Source organism: Saccharomonospora azurea NA-128 (assembly GCF_000231055.2).
In the GTDB taxonomy this organism is placed as follows: domain Bacteria; phylum Actinomycetota; class Actinomycetes; order Mycobacteriales; family Pseudonocardiaceae; genus Saccharomonospora; species Saccharomonospora azurea.
Window position 1 is genome coordinate 1,956,308 of record NZ_CM001466.1, and the last position, 18,216, is coordinate 1,974,523.

Consider the following 18,216-nt stretch of genomic DNA (forward strand, 5'->3'; position numbering starts at 1 on the left):
GTGGCGCCCCAGCGCCGACACCCCGGGCGCCACCGGAGTCGGCCCGGACGCCAGCTCGGCCAGACAGTCGTCGCACGCGGGCGCGCCCGCTCGCCCGCACGCGGCGCACACCGCGGGCAGGATCAGGTCGATCACCGCGTCACGGGTCGCGCGAGCGAGCGTGCCCGCGGAACGCAGGAGGCGGTTCGTGTGCGTGGTCGCGTTCGTGGAGGTCGTCATGCCCGCACCCTGACGGGCGAGCACGACACTTCCCCGACGGACGGCGTCGACATCCTCCGTTGGGTGTGCGAACGGGTCAGCCCGGGTAGAACGGCCGGGCGCCGGGGGTACCGCGGTTGTGCGGGACCCAGACGGCCCCGATCTCCCCCGCCGTCCACAGACCCGTCTTGTCGGCCACCACGATGGGCCGCCCCGGCGCTGCCGTGATCGAACGCATCGGTGGCGTCAGGTTCGAGGTGTTGTACTGGTCGAGCTGGAACCCGTCCACCGACACCTTCGCGACCGGCACCCGATCCGACGACGTGGCCACCACGAGCGTGTCGTGGTCGATCCAGTCGACGTCGACGACCGAGGTCAACCGGTCCTCCTGGAGCACCCTGGGCGCCCGCAGTGTCGCACCGGACGCGTTGCGGACCACGGCCGCGACCACGAGCCGCCCCTCGATCACCAAGGCCGCTCGCGCACCGTCGCGGGACAGGCGCAACGCCGTGATCCGGCCGGCTTCGGCGAGCTCGGCCGCGTTGACCGCCTGCGTGACCCACTGGCCGTTCGCGTCCTGTTGCACGCGGGTCACCTGCTTGCCGTCCACCACCGTCCACACCTCGGTGGACTTCTCGTCGGTGCCGCCCGGAGGCCGCCAGGTCGGCCGGGTCATCTGCGCCCCCGACAGGTCGACCTCCTGTCCGATGGCGCCGTAGTCGCCGACCTGGAGCCGCACCCCGTCTCCGTCCGACACGACGACCGCGAGCTGGTGCCCGTTGATCGCCTGAGCGGCGCTGACCACCTTCAGTGCGCCCGTTCCGGCGGGGCCGTCGATGGGGGCGCCCGAACCGAGCGACCGGATGCGCCCGTTCACGGTCATCAGCCCGGGAAGCTCGGCGTTCGGCGACGACAGGGTGTCGTACGCGGGGAGGTCACTCGGGCGCCACTCGGTGTGTCCGGGAACGAGCGGGGTGCCGTCGGACAGCAGCTTCACCCGGCTGGTGGTGACGTGCTGCAGCGAGCGGACAACCTGCGCGGCCATCAGTTCGCGCTCGTGCACCGCCTCGTCACCGAGTCCCGTCAACGGCACGACGAGGGCCCCGTCGTTGCTGAGGGTGACGTTGCTGTCGAGGGTCGCCGCGTCGCCGATCGGGTTGCGCACGGCCTCGGCCAGCCCGTCGGACGGCCCGGACAGCAACAGGTCGACCACCCGCGCGGGCAGCCCCGACTGCGGGCGGGCGACGACGTAACGCAGGTCGGAGACGAGCGCCGTCGAGTCGGGCGCGAAGAAGTACACCGGCACCTGCTGGTAGGCGGTGTCGAAGTCGGTCTCCGTGATCACGATGCCGTCGGGCGGGTCGACGATGCGCCACTCGCCGTCCGCCTGCTTGCGCACCCGCACCGGCGTGCGGTACTCGTCCACGCCCGCGATGAAGGAGTTGTCGGCGGCCAGCCTGCCGACCTCGACCCCCCTGAGCGCCACCACCCGTTCGTTGGGGTCCGCCGGTTGCGCGTCCTCCGGCGCGTACACGGTGCCGAAGTCGTCCTTCACCACGCGCAGGCTCGTGTCCGGCGTCCACGTCTCGCGCAGCGGACCGCTGAGATACGCGCGGGAGGCCGCGTGGTCGTTGGCGGGCTGCACGCTGTTGCGGACGTACTCCCGCACCACCGACAGCGGATCGAGGCCGAGCTCCGGTTCCGGGATCTCCTGCGTGGGCTGCCCCGCGTTCTGCTGCGGGATGGCCTTCGGCTGCGACTCCGTGGGGATCGCCGCGCAGCCGGCCACGGTGACGAGGCAGAGGAACACGGCCAGCACCGCGGCGGTCGTCCGTCGTCTCACCGAACCTCCTCCTCTCCGGCGACCGGGTCCTCGCCGGCGCGAGTCCGGTCGACCTCGCCGTCCCCGTCGCTCTGGCTGCTCTGGCGCGCCGACTCGGCGGGCGGCGGGTCCGGGGGCAGCGGGATGGGACTGTGTTCCAGGGTGTCGCCCACGGCGCGCGGCAGGGTGAGGCGGAAGCAGGAGCCCTGCCCCGGCTCGCCCCAGGCCTCCAGCCACCCTCCGTGCAGGCGGGCGTCCTCGTGGCTGATGGCCAGCCCGAGGCCCGTACCGCCCGTGCGCCTGTTGCGCGACGGGTCGGCGCGCCAGAAGCGGTTGAACACGAGCTCCGCTTCCCCGGGGCGCAGGCCGACGCCGTAGTCGCGGACGCTGATCGCCACGGCGTGCTCGTCGGCGGCGAGCCGCAGCCGCACCGGACGCCCCTCTCCGTGGTCCACGGCGTTGGCGAGCAGATTCCGCAGGATGCGTTCGACGCGCCGGTTGTCGAACTCCGCCGTGACCTCCTCGTCGGGCAGTTCGAGCACGATGGGGCTGCCGGTGGTGCCCGCGATGACCCTGACCTGCTCGACGGCGCGGTGCACGACGGGACGGAGGTCGGCCGACTCCGCGGCCAGCTCCTCGACGCCCGCGTCGAGGCGACTGATCTCCAGCAGGTCGCGCAGCAGGCTCTCGAACCGGTCGAGTTCGTCGACCAGGAGCTCCGACGACCGCGCGAGCCCCGACGGGAACTGCTCGCGCGAGGCGTACAGCACGTCGGCGGCCATGCGCACCGTCGTCAGCGGCGTGCGCAGTTCGTGGGAGACGTCCGAGGTGAACCGCCGCTGGAGCGCCCCGAACTCCTCCAGCCTGCGGATCTGCTCCTGGATGCTCGCGGCCATCTCGTTGTACGACACGGCGAGCTTGGCGAGGTCGTCCTCGCCGGTCACGTCGAGTCGGCGGTCGAGGTCGCCGTCCGCGAAGCCCTCCGCGGCCGCCGCCGCCCGCCGGACGGGCAGCACGACCTGCCGCGTCACCATGTTGGTGATCACCGCGAGCAGCACGAGCAGGAACGCGCTGCCCACCAGCAGCGTGTTCTGCACGGTGGCCACGGTGTTCTGTTCCGTGGTCATCGGGAACAGCAGGTAGAGCTGGATCGGCCGGGTCGCCGTGGTCACCGGCGCACCCGCGACGAGGTAGGTCGAACCCTGGGTGTGGTATTGGAGCGCGACCTGGTTGTTCTCGGCGTAGTTCCTCAGACCGGCGGGAACGTCCTCCACGGGACCGGCGTGGATCAGTTTGCCGTCGGTGTCACCCGGGTCGCCCGCGACGAGCACGGGTTCGAACGCACCCGCCGCCGCCGAGCTGTCGATGTTCGGCGTCGCCACCGAGCTGCTGGTCAGGGCCTTGAGCGCGTTGGACAGCCGGTTGCGCAGCGCATCGTCCTGCCCGGCGTCGCCGACCAGTTCGCTCTCGGCGGTGCGCACGGCCACCTGCAGCTGGGTGATCGCCGCGCGTTCCTTGGTCTGGACGAGGCGCTCGACGATCTGGTTCTGCAGCACGACGCCCAGCACGAACACGACGGCCGACGAGAGCGCGAGCGTGGACGTCGTCACCCGGAACTGCAACGACCGTTGCCACAGATCCCCGAAGGCGACCATCCGCCGTCTGCCGAACGCGGCGGCGCGTGTGGCCACCGACAGCACCGACCGGCCTATAGAAGCCAGTCGCCTGTTCATACGTTCACCTTACGAGGGCCATTACGGCGGACCCGCCTTGTAACCGACGCCACGGACGGTGAGCACGACCTCGGGGTGCTCCGGGTCCTTCTCGACCTTCGAACGCAGGCGCTGCACGTGGACGTTGACCAGCCGCGTGTCGGCGGCGTGGCGGTAGCCCCAGACCTGTTCGAGCAGCACCTCGCGCGTGAACACCTGGCGCGGCTTGCGGGCCAGGGCCACGAGGAGGTCGAACTCCAGTGGGGTCAGCGCGATCGACCGACCGTCCCGCGTCACGTCGTGCCCGGGCACGTCGATGGTGAGGTCTCCGATCGTGAGCGTCTCGGCGGGCTCGGACTCGGTCCGCCGCAACCGCGCCCGGACCCGCGCCACCAGTTCCTTCGGCTTGAACGGCTTGACCACGTAGTCGTCGGCGCCGGACTCCAGCCCCAGCACGATGTCCACCGTGTCGCTCTTGGCCGTGAGCATGACGATCGGCACGCCCGATTCCGCCCTGATCGCCTTGCAGACGTCGATGCCGTTCATGCCGGGCAGCATGAGGTCGAGCAGCACGAGATCGGGTTTCAGTTCACGCAACGCGGGCAGTGCGCGGGACCCGTCGGACACCACGGCAGTGTCGAAGCCCTCACCGCGCAGCACGATGGTGAGCATTTCAGCCAGAGCGGGGTCGTCGTCGACGACCAGCACACGCGCCTTCATGGGCCACATATTCGCACTTCCGTCGGGTGCAATGTGCACGACCCGGGGAAGTCGGGCGAGGAAGCGACCCAGAACACCCTCCCGGAACCGTCGACCCGCCCTGTGAACCGGGTCCGCTACGCCGGACGGGGCGAACATCTTGCGCCCTTCGGAGTCTTGCGGTGCGCGTTACCGTTGTGCTATGCGGAACTCCGAGGCGGAGAAGGGCGCCGGGCCCGTCCAGTCGGTCGACCGCGCGATCAGCGTGCTCGAACTGCTGGCCCGGGAGGGCGAGGCGGGCATCACCGAGATCGCCACCGAGCTGGGCGTCCACAAGTCGACGGCGTCGCGGCTCGTGGGTGCGCTGGAGGCGCGCAACCTCGTCGAGCAGCTCGGCCCGCGTGGGAAGTACGCCATCGGCTTCGGCATCGTCCGGCTCGCGGGCAGCGCGATGGGCCGGCTCGACCTCGCCCGGCTCGGCCACGACGCCTGCAGTGCCCTCGCCGACACGCTCGGGGAGACCGTCAACATCGCCGTCTCCGACGACGGGGTGGCGATCAACGTCAGTCAGGCGTTCGGTGCGGCCAGCGTCACGGCCCGCAACTGGACCGGACGTCGCACTCCCCTGCACGCCACGTCCAGCGGCAAGGTGTTGCTGGCGTACCTCCCGGAATCCGTGCGCGAGTCGCTGCTCGGCCGACCGCTGGAGCGGTACACGGCGCACACGACCGTGGAAGCCGGATCGCTGCGCGCCGAGCTCGACCGGATCCGCCGCGACGGGTACGCCGCCTCGTTCGAGGAGCTGGAGGTCGGCATGCACGCGATCGCGGTGCCCGTCTTCGGCGCCGACGGCAGGGCGATCGCCGCGATGAGCGCGTCAGGACCGGCGTACCGGTTTCCGCGGGAGCGGGTGCCGCGGCTCGTCACACAACTGACCGACGCGGCCGCGGAGCTCTCGTCGCAGCTCGGTCACTTCCCGAGGTAGAGCGCCTTCGCGAGCACGGCCATCGCCTCGTTCGGCGCGGCTTTAGCCCTGAGGTCGCCGCTGCCGTCCAGGACGTGCCACTCCGACAGCCAGTGCGCCGCGGCCAGCTCGTCGTACACGCGCGCGCACCGGGTCTGCAGGGCGTCGTCCGACTCGAAGGCGTCCATGGCCCGCGACGCGTCCTCTCGCGCCCGGTTCGCCGCCCGGCTCGCCGCCACGTCCGCGGGCACCCGCAGCAGGAGTTGCCGGTCGGGCACGGGCAGGCCGAACCGGTCGATCTCCAGCTCCCGCACCCAGCGCACGACGTCGCCGTCCACACCCTGGTGGAGCCGGGCCGCCTGGTAGGCCGCGTTCGAGGCGACGTACCGGTCGAGCAGCACCACGTCGTGCTCGGCCAGCGCCGCGCGGATGCCGGGCGCGGCGTCCCGGCGGTCGAGCGCGTACAACAGCGCCATGCCGTACACGGAGTCGGCCAGATCACCGTGCTCGCCGTGCAGCGCCTCCCTGACGAGATCCGCGTGCACGTCCTCGCCGTAGCGCGGGAACGCGGCCGTGGTGACGCTCGCCCCCAGTGCGCGTAGCTCCTCGGTCAACGCGTTCGTGACCGTCCGCTTGCCCGCGCCGTCGAGTCCCTCGATGGCCACCAATCGCCCCATCGGCCGCATACGCCCATTGTGGCGTACCGGGGTTTCGCTCGGCCGGGTGCTTACTCACTGCACGCGGTAACCAGCGGAAACTCCCGATCTTCGTTACCGTGGGTGCACGATCGACTTCGATCGCGACCAGCCCGTCCGGCGGGTTCCGTGTCCCCGAAACCCAGGAGCGAGGTGTTCCGCGCGTGCCACTTCCCGGTCCCGACACCCACGTCGTCGAGTTGCGTGTTCCGGGACTCATCGGCACCAGTGGGGACAGCCTGCTGGACTCGATGGGCACGGTCGACGTCGCCGGGGACGGAGTCGGCCGGGTCATCCGGCCGTGCGACAGGCTGCGGCGACCCGCGCCCGGTCCGGTTCTGCAGGCTCTCGGCCGTTCGGTGTCCCGGACCCTCGAAGGGTATCTGTGGGATCGGATGACCTCGGGTGGCGCCGCCAAGGCGGCGTGGGCGCTGCTGTTCCCGTTCGCCCTGGTCAACGTGGCGCAGTGGATGCTGCCACCCGATTCCGGGACACGCACGTCGAGGGCCCTGTCGTCGGTGTGCCGCGGGCTGCTGCGGGTCGCCGGTCTCCTGCTCACCATGCTGCTGGTCGCCCAGCTCGCGGTGGTGAGCCTCGACCTGCTGGCGACCCAGTGTCTGCGCCCGGGGTCGAGCTGTCTGGAGGACGCGCCGTCCTGGCTTCGCGAGGTCGCCGCCGTGCGCACCGGCGTCGGACTGCTCCCGCTTCTCCTGCTGGTCGGTGTGCTGTTCCTGGTCGCCTCGACGTCGTGGACGGTGCGTGCGCCCCGCCTGCGGGAGAGACGACCGGACCTGCCCGGGGGCACCGTACTCGACGACGAGCAGGAGACGACCACACTGCGCTGCCTGCACACCGTGGCGGCGCTCGGCGTCATCGTCCTCGTGTTGCTCGGTGGCCCGTCGACCGCGCCGTCCGGCGCCGTGGACACCGTCGTGTGGGTCCTGGCGCTGGCACTCCTCGGCTTCGGTGCCGGTGCGACGGCACTGCACGCCCACCGGCTGGCGGGACCCGTCTCCCGCGCCGTGCTGATCACGTTCGCGCTCGTCCTGCTCGGCGTGGCCGCCGTGACGGCGACACCGCTGTCCGCACGGGTGTCGGTCGGGGCCAACTCCACCGTCGAGCTGCTGGCGGCGGCGCTGTTCGCGGTCTGCGTACTGTTCGCGCTGCTGCTCGTCCCCGCCGCCGTGCTGGCGCGCCGCTCGTGGGCGGCACTGCCCAAGCGGCTCCGCCCCTGGGCGGGCGGCTGGGCGGCAGCACCCGCGCTCGCGCTGGCCGCGCTGCTGGGCGGCGGTTTCGGTGCCGGAATGGCGATCGCGGCCCGGCACGTGATCGACCCGTCACTCGCCCTCCCGCGGGGCTACACGCTGATCACGCTGCTGTGGGGAGCCGGGCTCGGGTTCGCCGCGCTCATCGTCATCCCCGTGCTCGCCGTGGCGGTGCCACTGCGCCGGGCACGGCGTGGGGTACCCGAGGTGCTCCACCTCATGGACACCCGCGACGAGGACGTCGACGAGGCCGCCGACGCCTGGGCCCGCGCGGCCTGGGAACGCAAGCACCTGCATCGCATCGTGCTGGCGGTCGTCCTGGCGATGATCGTGGGCGCCGCGGCACTCGTCGTCGTCCGGCTCGGTGCGGTCGACCTCCCGGCCTTCCTGACGCCCCTGTCCACGGTCGGCGTAGTGGCGCTCGGCGGCTTGGCCGTCGCCCTGCTGCGGGCGGTCCTCACCACGGCCACCGGCACGATGCACGTGCGCCACCTCGCCGCGTTCGCCGACCTGGTGTGCTTCTGGCCGCGCGTCGCGCACCCGGTGGTACCGCCGTCGTACGCCCTGAAGGTGGTTCCCGAGCTCGCCGAACGCGCCAAGGAACACCTGCGCGCCCCGGACAGTCGCGTCGTCCTCTCCGGCTACCACGTCGGTGGCCTGCTCACCGTCATCACGGCAGGACGGCTCTCGGCGGACCTGTCGGCCGCCGAACTCGAACGGCTCGGCCTCCTCACCGCGGGCACTCCGCTGCAGTGGGGGTACCAGCGCGCGTTCCCCGGCGTGTTCGGACACGACTCACTCGTCCGCCTCTACAGCAAGCTCGACGGGCACTGGCGCGGGCTCTGCCGGGGCACCGACACCTTCGGCGGGGGCGCCACCACGTGGCGCCACCAGGTCACAGGCGGCGAACTACTCGGCGTCGGTTACCTGCCGGACGGCGGCGTCGGACCACTCGAACCGGCCGAGCGAGGCCCGCACGGCGCGCTCGTGCTGGGTGGCGACCACTGGCTGCCCGACCCCGCGATCGGCCCGGTCAAGGGACGCCGCTGGGCCCCCGGTGTGCGCAGGCACACCGACTACATCGCCGAGCCCGAGTGGGATCGGGCGGTGGCGTACGCGGCCGGGCTCGCCGGCCCGGCGCCCGCCATTCCGGAGCCGACGCGGCCCGTGGGCCCGATTCCCGGCGACGCCCTCGGCGGGAGGCTCGACGGCAGCGGGGTCGTCGGCAGATCCGGCTGACCGACTCTCCGCAACGGCGCAGCGGGATCAGGACGCCTTGCCGCGGCGGGCCCGGGTCGCGGCGAGCAGCACCCCGCCGCCCGCGAGCAACGCGACACCGAGCACGGCCAGCCACCCACTGCTGAAGCCCGTGGAGGCGAGATCGTCGTCCCCGGCCAGCGGCGGGGGCTGCTCCTCCGTCGTGGGCGTGGCAGGCGCGGCTGCCGTGTTGGACGTCGTGGTGGCGCTCTCCGCGGTGTGCGTCGGGAGGTCGGGCGTCGCGCTCGACGACGACTCCCCGATCACGTCCTCCCGTGGCGGTTCGGTGGGTACGGATCGCTTCTCGGTGGTCGCCGTCGCCGACGGCGCCTCCTCTCCGCAGGCGAACCAGTGGCTGATCGCCGGGACGACGCCGTCGGAGGTCACCGGAGCGCGCAGGTCGGTCCAGGGGTGGCTCCGGGCGAGGCCCGATCTCCCCGGGACGTACACGTGGTGGCTCGCACCGCCCTTGACGACGATCGCGGTGACCGCGATGTCGTCGGGGACGTCCGTGATCGAGAGGAAGGCGTCCTGGACGGGCACTCCGCCGTCGTAGCTCAACGCGACGTTCTGGACCGGCTCGCCGTCCCCGACACTCACCAGGATCCCGCCGCCGAACTGCTCGCACTCCGTGACGTCGCCGTCCCGGACCTCCGCTCGCGAATCCTCCTGGGTCTCGGCCGCCGCTGCCGCCGGCGCGAGGGCGACCGTCATCCCGACACCCAACAAAGCCGCGGCGAGGACGCGTGGTCGGGAACGTGGGGGCATGGGGCACTCCGGCGAGGATCAGCGGACACGAGCGGCCTGAGGAGCCAGGTAAGCGACCGAACTTTAGCGGGTCCCGGTGGAACGTCCATGTCGGATCCGCGACGGTGATCCTTTTGATTCCGATCGGTGACGAACGGCGACCCAATCGCCGTCAGTTCGCAACCTGGCGGCGGCGAATCCCGTCAAACCCTCACGGGACGGTAGAGATCGGGCTCCAGGTAGATCAGCCGGGCGGCAGGCACCTTCTCGCGAACCCGTTTCTCGGCCTCGTCGATCGCCCTGGCGACGTCGGCCAGCTCCAACCCGTCGCGCAGCGCGAGCTTGGCGGCCACCAGGAGTTCGTCCGGGCCGAGGTACTGCGTGCGGATGTGGATGACCCGCTCGACGTCCCCCGACGCCAGTTCGTCCGTGATCGCCGCGAGTTCGCTGTCGCTCGCGCCCTCGCCGATCAGCAGGCTCTTCATCTCGACGATGAGCGTGACGGCGATGACCCCGAGGAGCACACCGATCATCACGGTGCCGAGGCCGTCCCACACCGGATCACCGGTGACCACGGCCAGCCCGACGCCGAGCAGCGCGAACACGAGCCCGAACAGCGCCCCGGCGTCCTCGAGCAACACGACGGGCAGCTCGGGGGTCTTCGACTGCCGGATGAACGCCCACCAGCTCTTGTCACCCTTCAACCGCCGGGACTCCACGATGGCGGTGCGGAAGCTGTAGCACTCCAGCAGGATGGCGAGCACGAGGATCACCACGGCCACCATCGGAGACGACAGCTCCTCCGGGTGCTGGATCTTGTGAATCCCCTCGTACAGCGCGAAGGCGGACCCCAGCGTGAACAGCATGAGGGCGACGATGAACGAGTAGAAGTAGCGCTCCCGCCCGTAGCCGAACGGGTGGGCCTTCGTCGCCTTGCGTTTCGACGTCTTCTGTCCGAGGAGCAGCAACCCCTGGTTGGACGTGTCGGCCACCGAGTGCACGGACTCGGCCAGCATCGACGACGACCCGGTGATCAGAAAACCGACGAACTTCGAGACGGCGATCCCCGCGTTCGCGAACAGTGCCGCGAGGATCGCTTTGGTCCCACCTTCTGCTGCCACGGTGTGTCCCCCTTCACGTGTGCGGGCGCCACCCGGCCCGCGATCGGGGTGCAGCATAAAGCCCGGCATCGGAAGGCGCCGTGGCACCTGGTCGTCCCCTGGTCACACTCCGGAATCAAGGGGCAAAACGGGCGCCGCCGGGCGCGTCGTGGACATCGGGGACGCCCCGCGAACCCTCAGACGCAGGTCCCGGCCGTCGCGCGGAACACCCGAGCCGGGCCGCCGACCGTCGGTCGGATGCGCACCTCGGGGTCGCACGCGGGCAGCCACACCGACTCGCCACGCCGCAGTTCGACCTTCGTCCCGTCCTCGGAGACCAGCAGCAGCTCCCCCTCCGTGCAGAGCAGGATCTGCGGGACGGCCCCGCCGAGCGTCACCTCACCGGTGTCGCCGTCGGGCCACTCCAGGCGCGACAACTCGAACTCCGGCGCATCGGTGCGGTACACGGCCACGTGTTCGTCGAGCCCGCGTTCACCGCCCATCACCGGCATGTCGCCACTGGAGAAGTCGAGCACCCGCAGCAGCTCGGGCACGTCCACGTGCTTGGGGGTGAGCCCGCCCCGCAGGATGTTGTCGGAGTTGGCGAGGATCTCCACCGCCGTGCCGTGCAGGTAGAGGTGCAAATTCCCCGCCGCGAGGTAGAGCGCCTCCCCCGCGCGCAGGGTCAGCCGGTTGAGCAGCAACGCCGCCAGCACGCCCGCGTCGTGCGGGTGCGCCTCCCCGAGTTCGAGCACCGTCCGGCACTCGACGTCGAACTCCCCGCGCTCCTTGATGTGCCGCACGCACGCGTCGAGCACCTCGGGCAGCAACTGGTCGAGCGTCGGCTGCGGCATGGTGATCAACGACGTGAAGAGCGCTCGGAGCCCGTCCGCGTCGGGCTGCGCCGCCAGCAGCTCCGTGTACCTCGTCAGACCGGGCGTGTCGATGGCGCGGAGCAGTCGCACGGTGCGGCGAGGGTCCCGGAAACCGGCGAGCGCGTGGAACTCGCTGAGCGCGCACACCAGCTCCGGCTTCGCCGTCGGATCCGGATAGTTGCGGTTCGGCGCGTCCCTCGGGATTCCCGCCGCCTCCTCGCGGGCCCACCCCTCGGCGGCCTGTTCGGCCGACGGGTGAGCCTGCATCGACAGCGGCTCCTCCACAGCGAGGATCTTGAGCAGGAACGGCAACCGGCCGCCCCAACGGTCGGCGCACACCTCACCCAGCTGTCCGACCGGGTCGCTCTCCACCAGTTCGAGCAGGCTCCGCTCGGTGCCGTCCGGGCTCACCACATGAGAAGGGTCCCCCGGGTGCGCCCCCATCCACAGTTCGGCCTCGGGATGCGGCGCGGGCACCGGGCGCCCCAGCAGTTCCGGGATCGTGGTCCTGGAGCCCCACGCGTAGGGCCGGACTGCGTTGCGCAGCAGTTCCACGGTCAACTCAACTCCTCGCCGGCCGTTCCACCGGCCTTCCTCGTGTGCTGGCCCTACGCCGTTGCGGGCGCAACGCGGCCAGCTCCCCCAATCGTTCCCGCCGCGAGACCGAGGTAGAGCGCCGCCAACTCGCACCGCAGCGCCAGGACCGCCGCACGACCCGCGTCGTCGGCCACGATCTCGTCCGCCGGCGCCACGACGTCCGCCGACGGCAGCAACTCCCCTGCACGATGCCGACTACCGTCCGCTTCCCCTCCCGTGGTCACCGCGAGCAGTGTCACCCGCACCGGAGCGCTCTCCCCCGCCCGGTCCTCGGGATCCGCGAAAATCGTGTCCTCCGCCGACACCTCCGTGGCAGCTCGTCGTAGCGCAGGCCGCGACAGGGCCTGCCGATAGTGGGCGACGTCCGCGACGACCGCCGCGTGGGCGGCCAAAGCGTACGCGGCGTGGTGAGCCACCCCGACGGCCACCGCGTCGAGTCCCCACAGCAGTGGGATGTGGTCGGCCCACCGCAACGCCAACGACTTGGCGGGGTTGACGAACGACTCGTGGCCCGGGTGACAGCGCTCGGCCTCGTGGTCCAGCCGGTCGGCCAGAGCGCCCAGATCGGTGCTCGACAGGCCCGCCGCGTTGGCGGTGAGCAGTCCCGCCGCCAACGCCCTCGGCAGCGTCAGCTCCGGGGGTACGGGCACCCGCGGAGCCAGAACGAGTCCCCGCCCCGCCACGGCCGAGGCCACCGGACCGTCCGGGGGCGCGGACAGCACCACTCCCGCGCCGTACCGCGCGGCGCGCTCCAGCGACAGCGCCAGCTCGCGATCGAAGGGGTCGTCGGTGTGCGCGAACACCGCGTCGAGCGCTCCGATCCAGCTCGGCACCACGTCGCTGAGAACGACCGGCACCGGGCTCGCCGGAGCGACGAGCGACTCCAGCAGTCTCGCCGCGGCGTGGCCGACGCCCGGGCGAGAGACGATCACCAGGGACCGGGGACGGCCCACGTCCATCCGCTCACCGAGCTGCAGCTCCTCGGCCGTCTCGACGGTGGACCGGACCTGGGCGCCCGCCATCGCGGCGGATCTCAGCAGTCCGGCACCGTCGGCGTCGGCCAACCGCGCGGGGTCGTCGAGGAGGCTGTCGTCAAGCGCCATCGGAACTGGTCTGGTCATCGGTCTCACGCCCGCCGTCGTCGGGAGGGGTCGCCTCGTCGAGCAGGAGCACGGGAATACCGTCACGGACGGGGTAGACACGACCGCACGACGTACAGGTCAGCGCATCGGCGTCGGGGTCCCCCGGCGCACCCGGCGTCAACGGAGCGTGGTCCGGCGCGGGGCACGCGAGAATTTCCAACAGCTGCGCATCAAGCGTGACGGCCATGCTTCCTCTTTACCACTAGCGAGTTCCTAGGTGACGTCTTCGCGCCGGACGGCGGGTGCCGACTCAGCCGCGCACGATGGCGAGGACCTCGTCGGTCAGCGCACGCATCGCCGCCTCGTCGGGTGCCTCGACGTTCAACCGCAGCAACGGCTCCGTGTTGGACGCACGAAGATTGAACCAGCCGCGATCGCCGAGGTCGACCGTGAGCCCGTCGAGTTCGTCCAGTTCCACACCGCTGCGGCTCCCGAACGTCTCCTTCACGGCCGCGAGCCGGCCCGCCTGGTCGTCCACCGTCGAGTTGATCTCACCGGACGAGACGTAGCGGGTGTACTGCGAGGTCAGGGCCGACAGCGGCCCGTCCTGCTCGCTCAACGCCGCGAGCACGTGCAACGCGGCGAGCATGCCGGTGTCGGCACGCCAGAAGTCGCGGAAGTAGTAGTGGGCCGAGTGCTCACCGCCGAAGATGGCGCCCGTCCTGGCCATCTCCTCCTTGATGAAGGAGTGACCCACCCGGGTGCGCACCGGCCTGCCCCCGTGCTCCCGCACGATCTCGGAGACGGCCTTCGATGTGATGAGGTTGTGGATGATCGTCGCGCCGGGCTCCTTCGCGAGCTCCCGTACCGCCACGAGTGCGGTGATCGCGCTGGGTGGCACTGGGTCGCCGTTCTCGTCGACCACGAAGCAGCGGTCGGCGTCGCCGTCGAACGCGAGGCCGACGTCCGCACCCACCTCACGCACCTTGGCCTGCAGGTCGACGATGTTGGCCGGGTCGAGCGGGTTGGCCTCGTGGTTGGGGAACGAGCCGTCCAGCTCGAAGTACATCGGAACGACCTCGAAGGGCAGGCTCTCGAACACCTTCGGCACCGTGAGGCCGCCCATGCCGTTGCCCGCGTCCACGACCACCTTCAGCGGGCGGCTGGCGCTGAGGTCGACCAGCCCGTGCAGGTGCGCCGCGTAGTCGTTCAGCACGTCGCGCTCGGTGATCCGGCCTTCCTGACCCGCGAACTCGGGCACTCCCTGCTCGACGGTGTCCCGGATCTCGGCGAGGCCGGACTCCTGACCCACCGGGGCCGCGCCCGCACGGCAGAGCTTGATGCCGTTGTACTGCGCCGGATTGTGGCTGGCGGTGAACATCGCGCCGGGCATGTTGAGCAGGCCGGACGCGAAGTACAGCTCGTCGGTGCTCGCGAGACCGATCGACACGACGTCGAGCCCCTGGGAGGTCACCCCCTTGGCGAACGCTCGAGCCAGGCCCGGCGACGACTCGCGCATGTCGTGCCCGATCACCACCGAGGGGGAGTCGGGCTTGATGAGCAACGCGAAGGCGGCGCCGAAATCGGCGACCAGCTCCTCGGTCAGCTCCTCACCGACGACACCACGAATGTCGTACGCCTTCACGATGGCCGACAGGTTCGACACGCCTCTCCCCGATCGTCTCCGATGTAGGCTTCGCAAGCCTCGATACCCGCGAGGGAGCCTACCGACACGTCCGGACGCTCAGGCGCGGCCGGGGAGTACCCGCAGGTGCCCCCGACGGATCTCACCCGTTCTGCGCGGTTCGGGCTGTTCGGGAGGGGGAGCGGTCGGGCGGTCGGACCGCCCTGCCTCGCGCACGGCCTCGGCCAACGCGGTCAGCTCGTCGCTGGACGGTTCGGGGGCAGCGAACTCCCCCTCGTGCCGGACGACCTCCCACCCCTTGGGCGCTGTGAGCCCGAGGGCGTGAGCCTCGCAAAGGTCGTACGAATGAGGCTCCGACGCCGTGGCCAGCGGACCGACCACCGCGGTCGAGTCGCTGTAGGCGTAGGTCAGCGTCGCAACAGCGGGCTCGAGGCAACCCGTCCGCGAACACTTTCGCACGCTCCGCACAGTTGCTCACCATAGCCTGTGCGGAGTGTCCTGTGCCGCCGACACACCGGGAATCTCACGGTGGCGCGGCAGCGTAGGCTTCTCCTCGTGGCTATGGCGAGAGGCTCGCGACAGCGGCAACGGTTCCGCCGCGACCGGCATGGTCGCGGTTTGAGGGGGCCGCTGTTCCCGTCCACGGTGCCTGCCGCGTCGAGCCGCGCGGAGAAGTTCGACGCTCTCGTCCTCGACGCGCTGGAACCGATCGAGGCCCGTTGGCGTCACGACCTCACCGAACTGGACGTGGCTGTCGACGAGGTACCGGAAGTGCGGATGGAGATTCCGTCCACGCAGGTCGACGGCGTGTTGCTGGACGGTCGGGTGCCCCTGTCGCGGCTGGTGCCCGCCGGGGTCGACCGCGACGGCCTGCCCACCCGGGCGAGGATCGTGCTGTACCGCCGCCCGTTGGAGGCCCGGGCCAAGGACCCGACGGAGCTCTCCGAACTCGTCCACGACGTCCTCGTGGAACAGGTGGCCAACTACCTCGGGGTGGAACCGGACATCATCGACGGTGGTTGACGACACCGTCACCGCGGTCGCCGCAGCGACGGGACGGCCGTCAACACCGTGAACAACACCGCCGCGAGCTGCCCCAGCAGCAACACGTCGTGCCGACGGTCGTCGAACCGCACGCGGACCTCGGCCGACTCCGGCGGTACGGCCACCGCCACCTGGCCTCCCCACGCCCGCACGATCGGGAATCCCACGCCGTCGACCGTGGCGCGCCAGCCCGGCTCGTGCGCCGCCGCCACCAGCAGCAACCGTCCTTCCGGACCCTCCGACACGCGAACCCCGATCTCGGGCGGAGCGGCGGCCACCGCGGCCGACGCGGGCGCCGTGAGGAGCTCGGCGTCGGGAGCCTGTCCGGTGACCGACCGGCGAGCCTGCTCGGCAGAGATCAAGGTCGCCGTGCCCGCTTCCGCGGTCAGCCGCAGCACCGTCCGGCCGTCGCTCGTGGCCGGGGCGGGCTCGACGAGGTGTCCCGCCGCGTCGCGGAGCTCTCGACCGTCCTCACCGGGCGGGAGCACGACGTACGACACCCCCGCCGCCGCAGCCGAGGTCACCGCGTCGGCGACCGCGTCGGGCGTCCCGGTGAGCAGATGACGGTGCCAGTCGCGCAGGCGGGCGCCCATCCACTCCGTCGACGGCATCGCGTCGTCTCCGAAGCGTGGCGGGCGCCCCGCGGTGAGCCGGGCAGCGGCCGTGGACTCGCCCGGGTTCGCGAGCTCCAACACCCCGCGTCCGGTGGCCGCGAGGTCGTCGGCGAGCGGTGCCAGCGGTGCGACCGGTCGGTTCTCCAGAGGTCCGCTTCGTCCGCCGAGGACGGCACCGACGGCCAGCGCCAGCACCCCGCCCAGCGCGGCCGCGGTCACCACGCGCTCTCTCGGTGTCCGCCCACCCTCCCGCTCGGGCGTCGACCAGGACAGAAGGAGCGCGAGAAGCAGTCCCGCGCCCACGAACAGCAAGGGCACCCCGACGAACGCGGGCGAGGCGAGCCCGCCCGGGAACTCGGACGTCTCCACGAACGACGTCACGGCGACACCGAACGCTCCCACCGCCACCAGGCCCGCCGCCGGCCACAGGCGACGTGACGGTCGGGAGACGACCGCCAGAAGGGCGGCGATCACGACCACCACCCCGACCGGCGTTCCCCCGGGCCCGCCCGGATCGAGCGTGACGAGCTCGCCCAGGGTCGGAGCATCGGCCGCCGTGCCGTTCACCCCGCGCACCACGAGACCGGGATGCTCCACGAGAACGGGCAACCACGGCAGCAGCAACGCCGGAGGCAGCAGAGCCACGACGGCGAACGCACCGGCCCGAGCCCTGGGCCGGTCGCGGCCCGGCGAGGCGACGAAGACGAACGACGCCACGACCAGGAGCAGGACGCACGACAGCGGCGAGAACGCCGCCACGGTCGCCACGCCGAGCGCACACAGCGCACTCGCGCTCAGCCAGCGCGCACGGACCTCCGTCCAGCCGAGTGCCGCCCCGATGCCGGCCAGCAGGAGAGGCAACAGGACGTGCACCACCACGACGTCGACTCGACCCTGCGCCGCGGCAGCAGTGGCCGGGGGCAGCAGTCCGTAGGCCGCCGCGACCGCCGCTCTGACCCACCGCCCCACCCGCAGTCGCCGGGTGGCGGCGTACGCGCTCAGCGCCGCCAGAGGAACATCGGCCAGCAGCAACAGCGCCACGGCAGCGGCGGGGCCGCCCAACGGCGCCAACGGAGCTCCGAGGACACCCAGCACGGCGAGGGCCGGTGGCGCACCGCCGGAGGCACCACCAGCCACGCCGTGCCATGCGGCGAGGTACTCGCTCCACACCTCACCGAGATCGCCGACCGGCAGAAGCGCGCCTCCGACGAGGGAGACGCCGAGCCGACCGGCGTGCAGGACCGAGGCGACCGTCGCCAGCACGACGACCAGCACCGCAGGCGGCGCCCAACGCGATCGCGACGCTTGCCTCATCCGGGCCTCACCGGACCGGTACAGCCACGCGTCCCCGGCAACACGCCGTTGATCGCGGCATGTTCGACCTCGACACGGGTATCGGCCAGAATGCTCGACGCACCAGACCGGTGACCCGCCCGAGAACCGGGTCGGCCGACCCACCGTTCAAAGCGATGACCAGCGAGCCCGGACAGCGCCGACCACAGCGCAGAAAGGATCGGTGAGGCGACGATCGTGCACGGCAAGTGCCACTCCGCGTACAGAGATGATCAAGGACGCCTACTCTAACGAGCGCACACCGACTCGGGTCACACGGCGCGCTTCTTCAGCTTCCTCCGCTCCCGTTCGGAGAGGCCGCCCCAGATGCCGAACCGCTCGTCGTGAGCCAGGGCGTATTCGAGGCAGTCGTCCCTGACCTCGCACACCTGACAGATCCGCTTCGCTTCCCGGGTCGAGCCCCCCTTCTCCGGGAAGAACGCCTCCGGATCGGTCTGAGCGCACAGAGCGCGCTCCTGCCAATCCTGCTCGTCTGTCACGTCGAAGAGCTCGGTGAGCACACCCAGATCGTCGTCCGGGTGTCCACCCCACTCCATGACGTTCCCCC

16 protein-coding genes and 1 pseudogene are annotated in these 18,216 nt (G+C 71.4%); 3 read left to right on the plus strand and 14 right to left on the minus strand.

Annotation, left to right across the window (positions count from 1 at the left end):
• The 4 genes and pseudogenes from SACAZDRAFT_RS23240 to mtrA all read right to left on the minus strand — a co-directional run.
• Nucleotides 1–219: pseudogene (locus SACAZDRAFT_RS23240) on the minus strand (hypothetical protein); the annotation flags it as partial.
• Nucleotides 220–295: 76 nt separating this feature from the next.
• Nucleotides 296–2,041 carry an LpqB family beta-propeller domain-containing protein gene (locus SACAZDRAFT_RS08850; RefSeq protein WP_005440761.1) on the minus strand — a complete coding sequence of 582 codons (1,746 nt, stop codon included), beginning with the start codon at nt 2,039–2,041 and terminating at the stop codon, nt 296–298.
• Complete coding sequence (mtrB, locus tag SACAZDRAFT_RS08855) at nt 2,038–3,753, minus strand: MtrAB system histidine kinase MtrB (protein ID WP_005440763.1); 1,716 nt, start codon at nt 3,751–3,753, stop codon at nt 2,038–2,040. The genes SACAZDRAFT_RS08850 and mtrB overlap by 4 nt, the downstream gene beginning before the upstream one ends.
• Before the next feature lie 21 nt (nt 3,754–3,774).
• Nucleotides 3,775–4,452: an MtrAB system response regulator MtrA gene (gene mtrA / locus SACAZDRAFT_RS08860; RefSeq protein ID WP_005448994.1), complete on the minus strand. Its 678-nt coding sequence runs from the start codon at nt 4,450–4,452 to the stop codon at nt 3,775–3,777.
• Nucleotides 4,453–4,633: 181 nt separating this feature from the next.
• Between mtrA and SACAZDRAFT_RS08865 the strand changes: the two genes are divergently transcribed.
• The gene (locus tag SACAZDRAFT_RS08865) at nt 4,634–5,416 is read left to right on the plus strand and encodes an IclR family transcriptional regulator (RefSeq protein WP_005440766.1); all 783 of its coding nucleotides are present in this window, start codon (nt 4,634–4,636) and stop codon (nt 5,414–5,416) included.
• On the opposite strand, the gene SACAZDRAFT_RS08870 is transcribed toward SACAZDRAFT_RS08865, so the two are convergent.
• Nucleotides 5,401–6,072, minus strand: a complete 672-nt coding sequence (locus SACAZDRAFT_RS08870) for a dTMP kinase (protein ID WP_005440767.1) — start codon at nt 6,070–6,072, stop codon at nt 5,401–5,403. The genes SACAZDRAFT_RS08865 and SACAZDRAFT_RS08870 overlap by 16 nt on opposite strands.
• 182 nt (nt 6,073–6,254) lie before the next feature.
• Here SACAZDRAFT_RS08870 and SACAZDRAFT_RS08875 point away from each other — a divergent pair, with 182 nt between their 5' ends.
• Nucleotides 6,255–8,594, plus strand: a complete 2,340-nt coding sequence (locus SACAZDRAFT_RS08875) for a hypothetical protein (protein WP_005440773.1) — start codon at nt 6,255–6,257, stop codon at nt 8,592–8,594.
• Nucleotides 8,595–8,621: 27 nt separating this feature from the next.
• Here SACAZDRAFT_RS08875 and SACAZDRAFT_RS08880 read toward each other — a convergent pair whose 3' ends face one another.
• From SACAZDRAFT_RS08880 to SACAZDRAFT_RS08910, 7 genes are all read right to left on the minus strand, one after another.
• Nucleotides 8,622–9,326, minus strand: coding sequence for an LPXTG cell wall anchor domain-containing protein (locus tag SACAZDRAFT_RS08880; RefSeq protein ID WP_157606973.1), 705 nt, complete (start codon nt 9,324–9,326; stop codon nt 8,622–8,624).
• A 236-nt stretch (nt 9,327–9,562) separates the two neighbouring features.
• Nucleotides 9,563–10,480, minus strand: coding sequence for a cation diffusion facilitator family transporter (locus tag SACAZDRAFT_RS08885; protein WP_005440779.1), 918 nt, complete (start codon nt 10,478–10,480; stop codon nt 9,563–9,565).
• Between the two features lie 176 nt (nt 10,481–10,656).
• Nucleotides 10,657–11,895, minus strand: coding sequence for a mannose-6-phosphate isomerase, class I (gene manA / locus SACAZDRAFT_RS08890; protein ID WP_005440780.1), 1,239 nt, complete (start codon nt 11,893–11,895; stop codon nt 10,657–10,659).
• A 47-nt stretch (nt 11,896–11,942) separates the two neighbouring features.
• Nucleotides 11,943–13,034, minus strand: a complete 1,092-nt coding sequence (locus SACAZDRAFT_RS08895) for a hypothetical protein (RefSeq protein WP_005440781.1) — start codon at nt 13,032–13,034, stop codon at nt 11,943–11,945.
• Nucleotides 13,024–13,260, minus strand: coding sequence for a Trm112 family protein (locus SACAZDRAFT_RS08900; protein WP_005440782.1), 237 nt, complete (start codon nt 13,258–13,260; stop codon nt 13,024–13,026). Before SACAZDRAFT_RS08900 ends, SACAZDRAFT_RS08895 begins: the two co-directional genes overlap by 11 nt.
• A 63-nt stretch (nt 13,261–13,323) precedes the next feature.
• Entirely contained in the window at nt 13,324–14,679 is a 1,356-nt protein-coding gene (locus tag SACAZDRAFT_RS08905) for a phosphomannomutase/phosphoglucomutase (protein WP_005440787.1), read from the minus strand.
• A 78-nt stretch (nt 14,680–14,757) separates the two neighbouring features.
• Nucleotides 14,758–15,126, minus strand: a complete 369-nt coding sequence (locus SACAZDRAFT_RS08910; RefSeq protein ID WP_005440796.1) for a DUF3499 domain-containing protein — start codon at nt 15,124–15,126, stop codon at nt 14,758–14,760.
• 93 nt (nt 15,127–15,219) lie between these two features.
• On the opposite strand from SACAZDRAFT_RS08910, the gene SACAZDRAFT_RS08915 reads away from it, so the two are divergent.
• Nucleotides 15,220–15,681, plus strand: a complete 462-nt coding sequence (locus tag SACAZDRAFT_RS08915) for a metallopeptidase family protein (protein ID WP_005440798.1) — start codon at nt 15,220–15,222, stop codon at nt 15,679–15,681.
• 8 nt (nt 15,682–15,689) lie between these two features.
• Here SACAZDRAFT_RS08915 and SACAZDRAFT_RS08920 read toward each other — a convergent pair whose 3' ends face one another.
• Nucleotides 15,690–17,630 (minus strand): hypothetical protein, encoded by a 1,941-nt coding sequence (locus SACAZDRAFT_RS08920; RefSeq protein ID WP_005440800.1) that lies wholly within the window; start codon nt 17,628–17,630, stop codon nt 15,690–15,692.
• A 290-nt stretch (nt 17,631–17,920) separates the two neighbouring features.
• Nucleotides 17,921–18,205 carry a WhiB family transcriptional regulator gene (locus SACAZDRAFT_RS08925; RefSeq protein ID WP_005447937.1) on the minus strand — a complete coding sequence of 95 codons (285 nt, stop codon included), beginning with the start codon at nt 18,203–18,205 and terminating at the stop codon, nt 17,921–17,923.
• Nucleotides 18,206–18,216 lie beyond the last annotated feature (11 nt).

Excerpts from the sequence above, each read along its gene's own strand:
- mtrB (WP_005440763.1), bottom strand. The coding sequence starts at position 3,753 with ATGAACAGGCGACTGGCTTCTATAGGCCGGTCGGTGCTGTCGGTGGCC.
- mtrA (WP_005448994.1), bottom strand. The coding sequence starts at position 4,452 with ATGAAGGCGCGTGTGCTGGTCGTCGACGACGACCCCGCTCTGGCTGAA.
- SACAZDRAFT_RS08865 (WP_005440766.1), top strand. The coding sequence starts at position 4,634 with ATGCGGAACTCCGAGGCGGAGAAGGGCGCCGGGCCCGTCCAGTCGGTC.
- SACAZDRAFT_RS08870 (WP_005440767.1), bottom strand. The coding sequence starts at position 6,072 with ATGGGGCGATTGGTGGCCATCGAGGGACTCGACGGCGCGGGCAAGCGG.
- SACAZDRAFT_RS08880 (WP_157606973.1), bottom strand. The coding sequence starts at position 9,326 with ATGACGGTCGCCCTCGCGCCGGCGGCAGCGGCGGCCGAGACCCAGGAG.
- SACAZDRAFT_RS08895 (WP_005440781.1), bottom strand. The coding sequence starts at position 13,034 with ATGGCGCTTGACGACAGCCTCCTCGACGACCCCGCGCGGTTGGCCGAC.
- SACAZDRAFT_RS08900 (WP_005440782.1), bottom strand. The coding sequence starts at position 13,260 with ATGGCCGTCACGCTTGATGCGCAGCTGTTGGAAATTCTCGCGTGCCCC.
- SACAZDRAFT_RS08915 (WP_005440798.1), top strand. The coding sequence starts at position 15,220 with ATGGCGAGAGGCTCGCGACAGCGGCAACGGTTCCGCCGCGACCGGCAT.
- SACAZDRAFT_RS08920 (WP_005440800.1), bottom strand. The coding sequence starts at position 17,630 with ATGAGGCAAGCGTCGCGATCGCGTTGGGCGCCGCCTGCGGTGCTGGTC.
- SACAZDRAFT_RS08925 (WP_005447937.1), bottom strand. The coding sequence starts at position 18,205 with ATGGAGTGGGGTGGACACCCGGACGACGATCTGGGTGTGCTCACCGAG.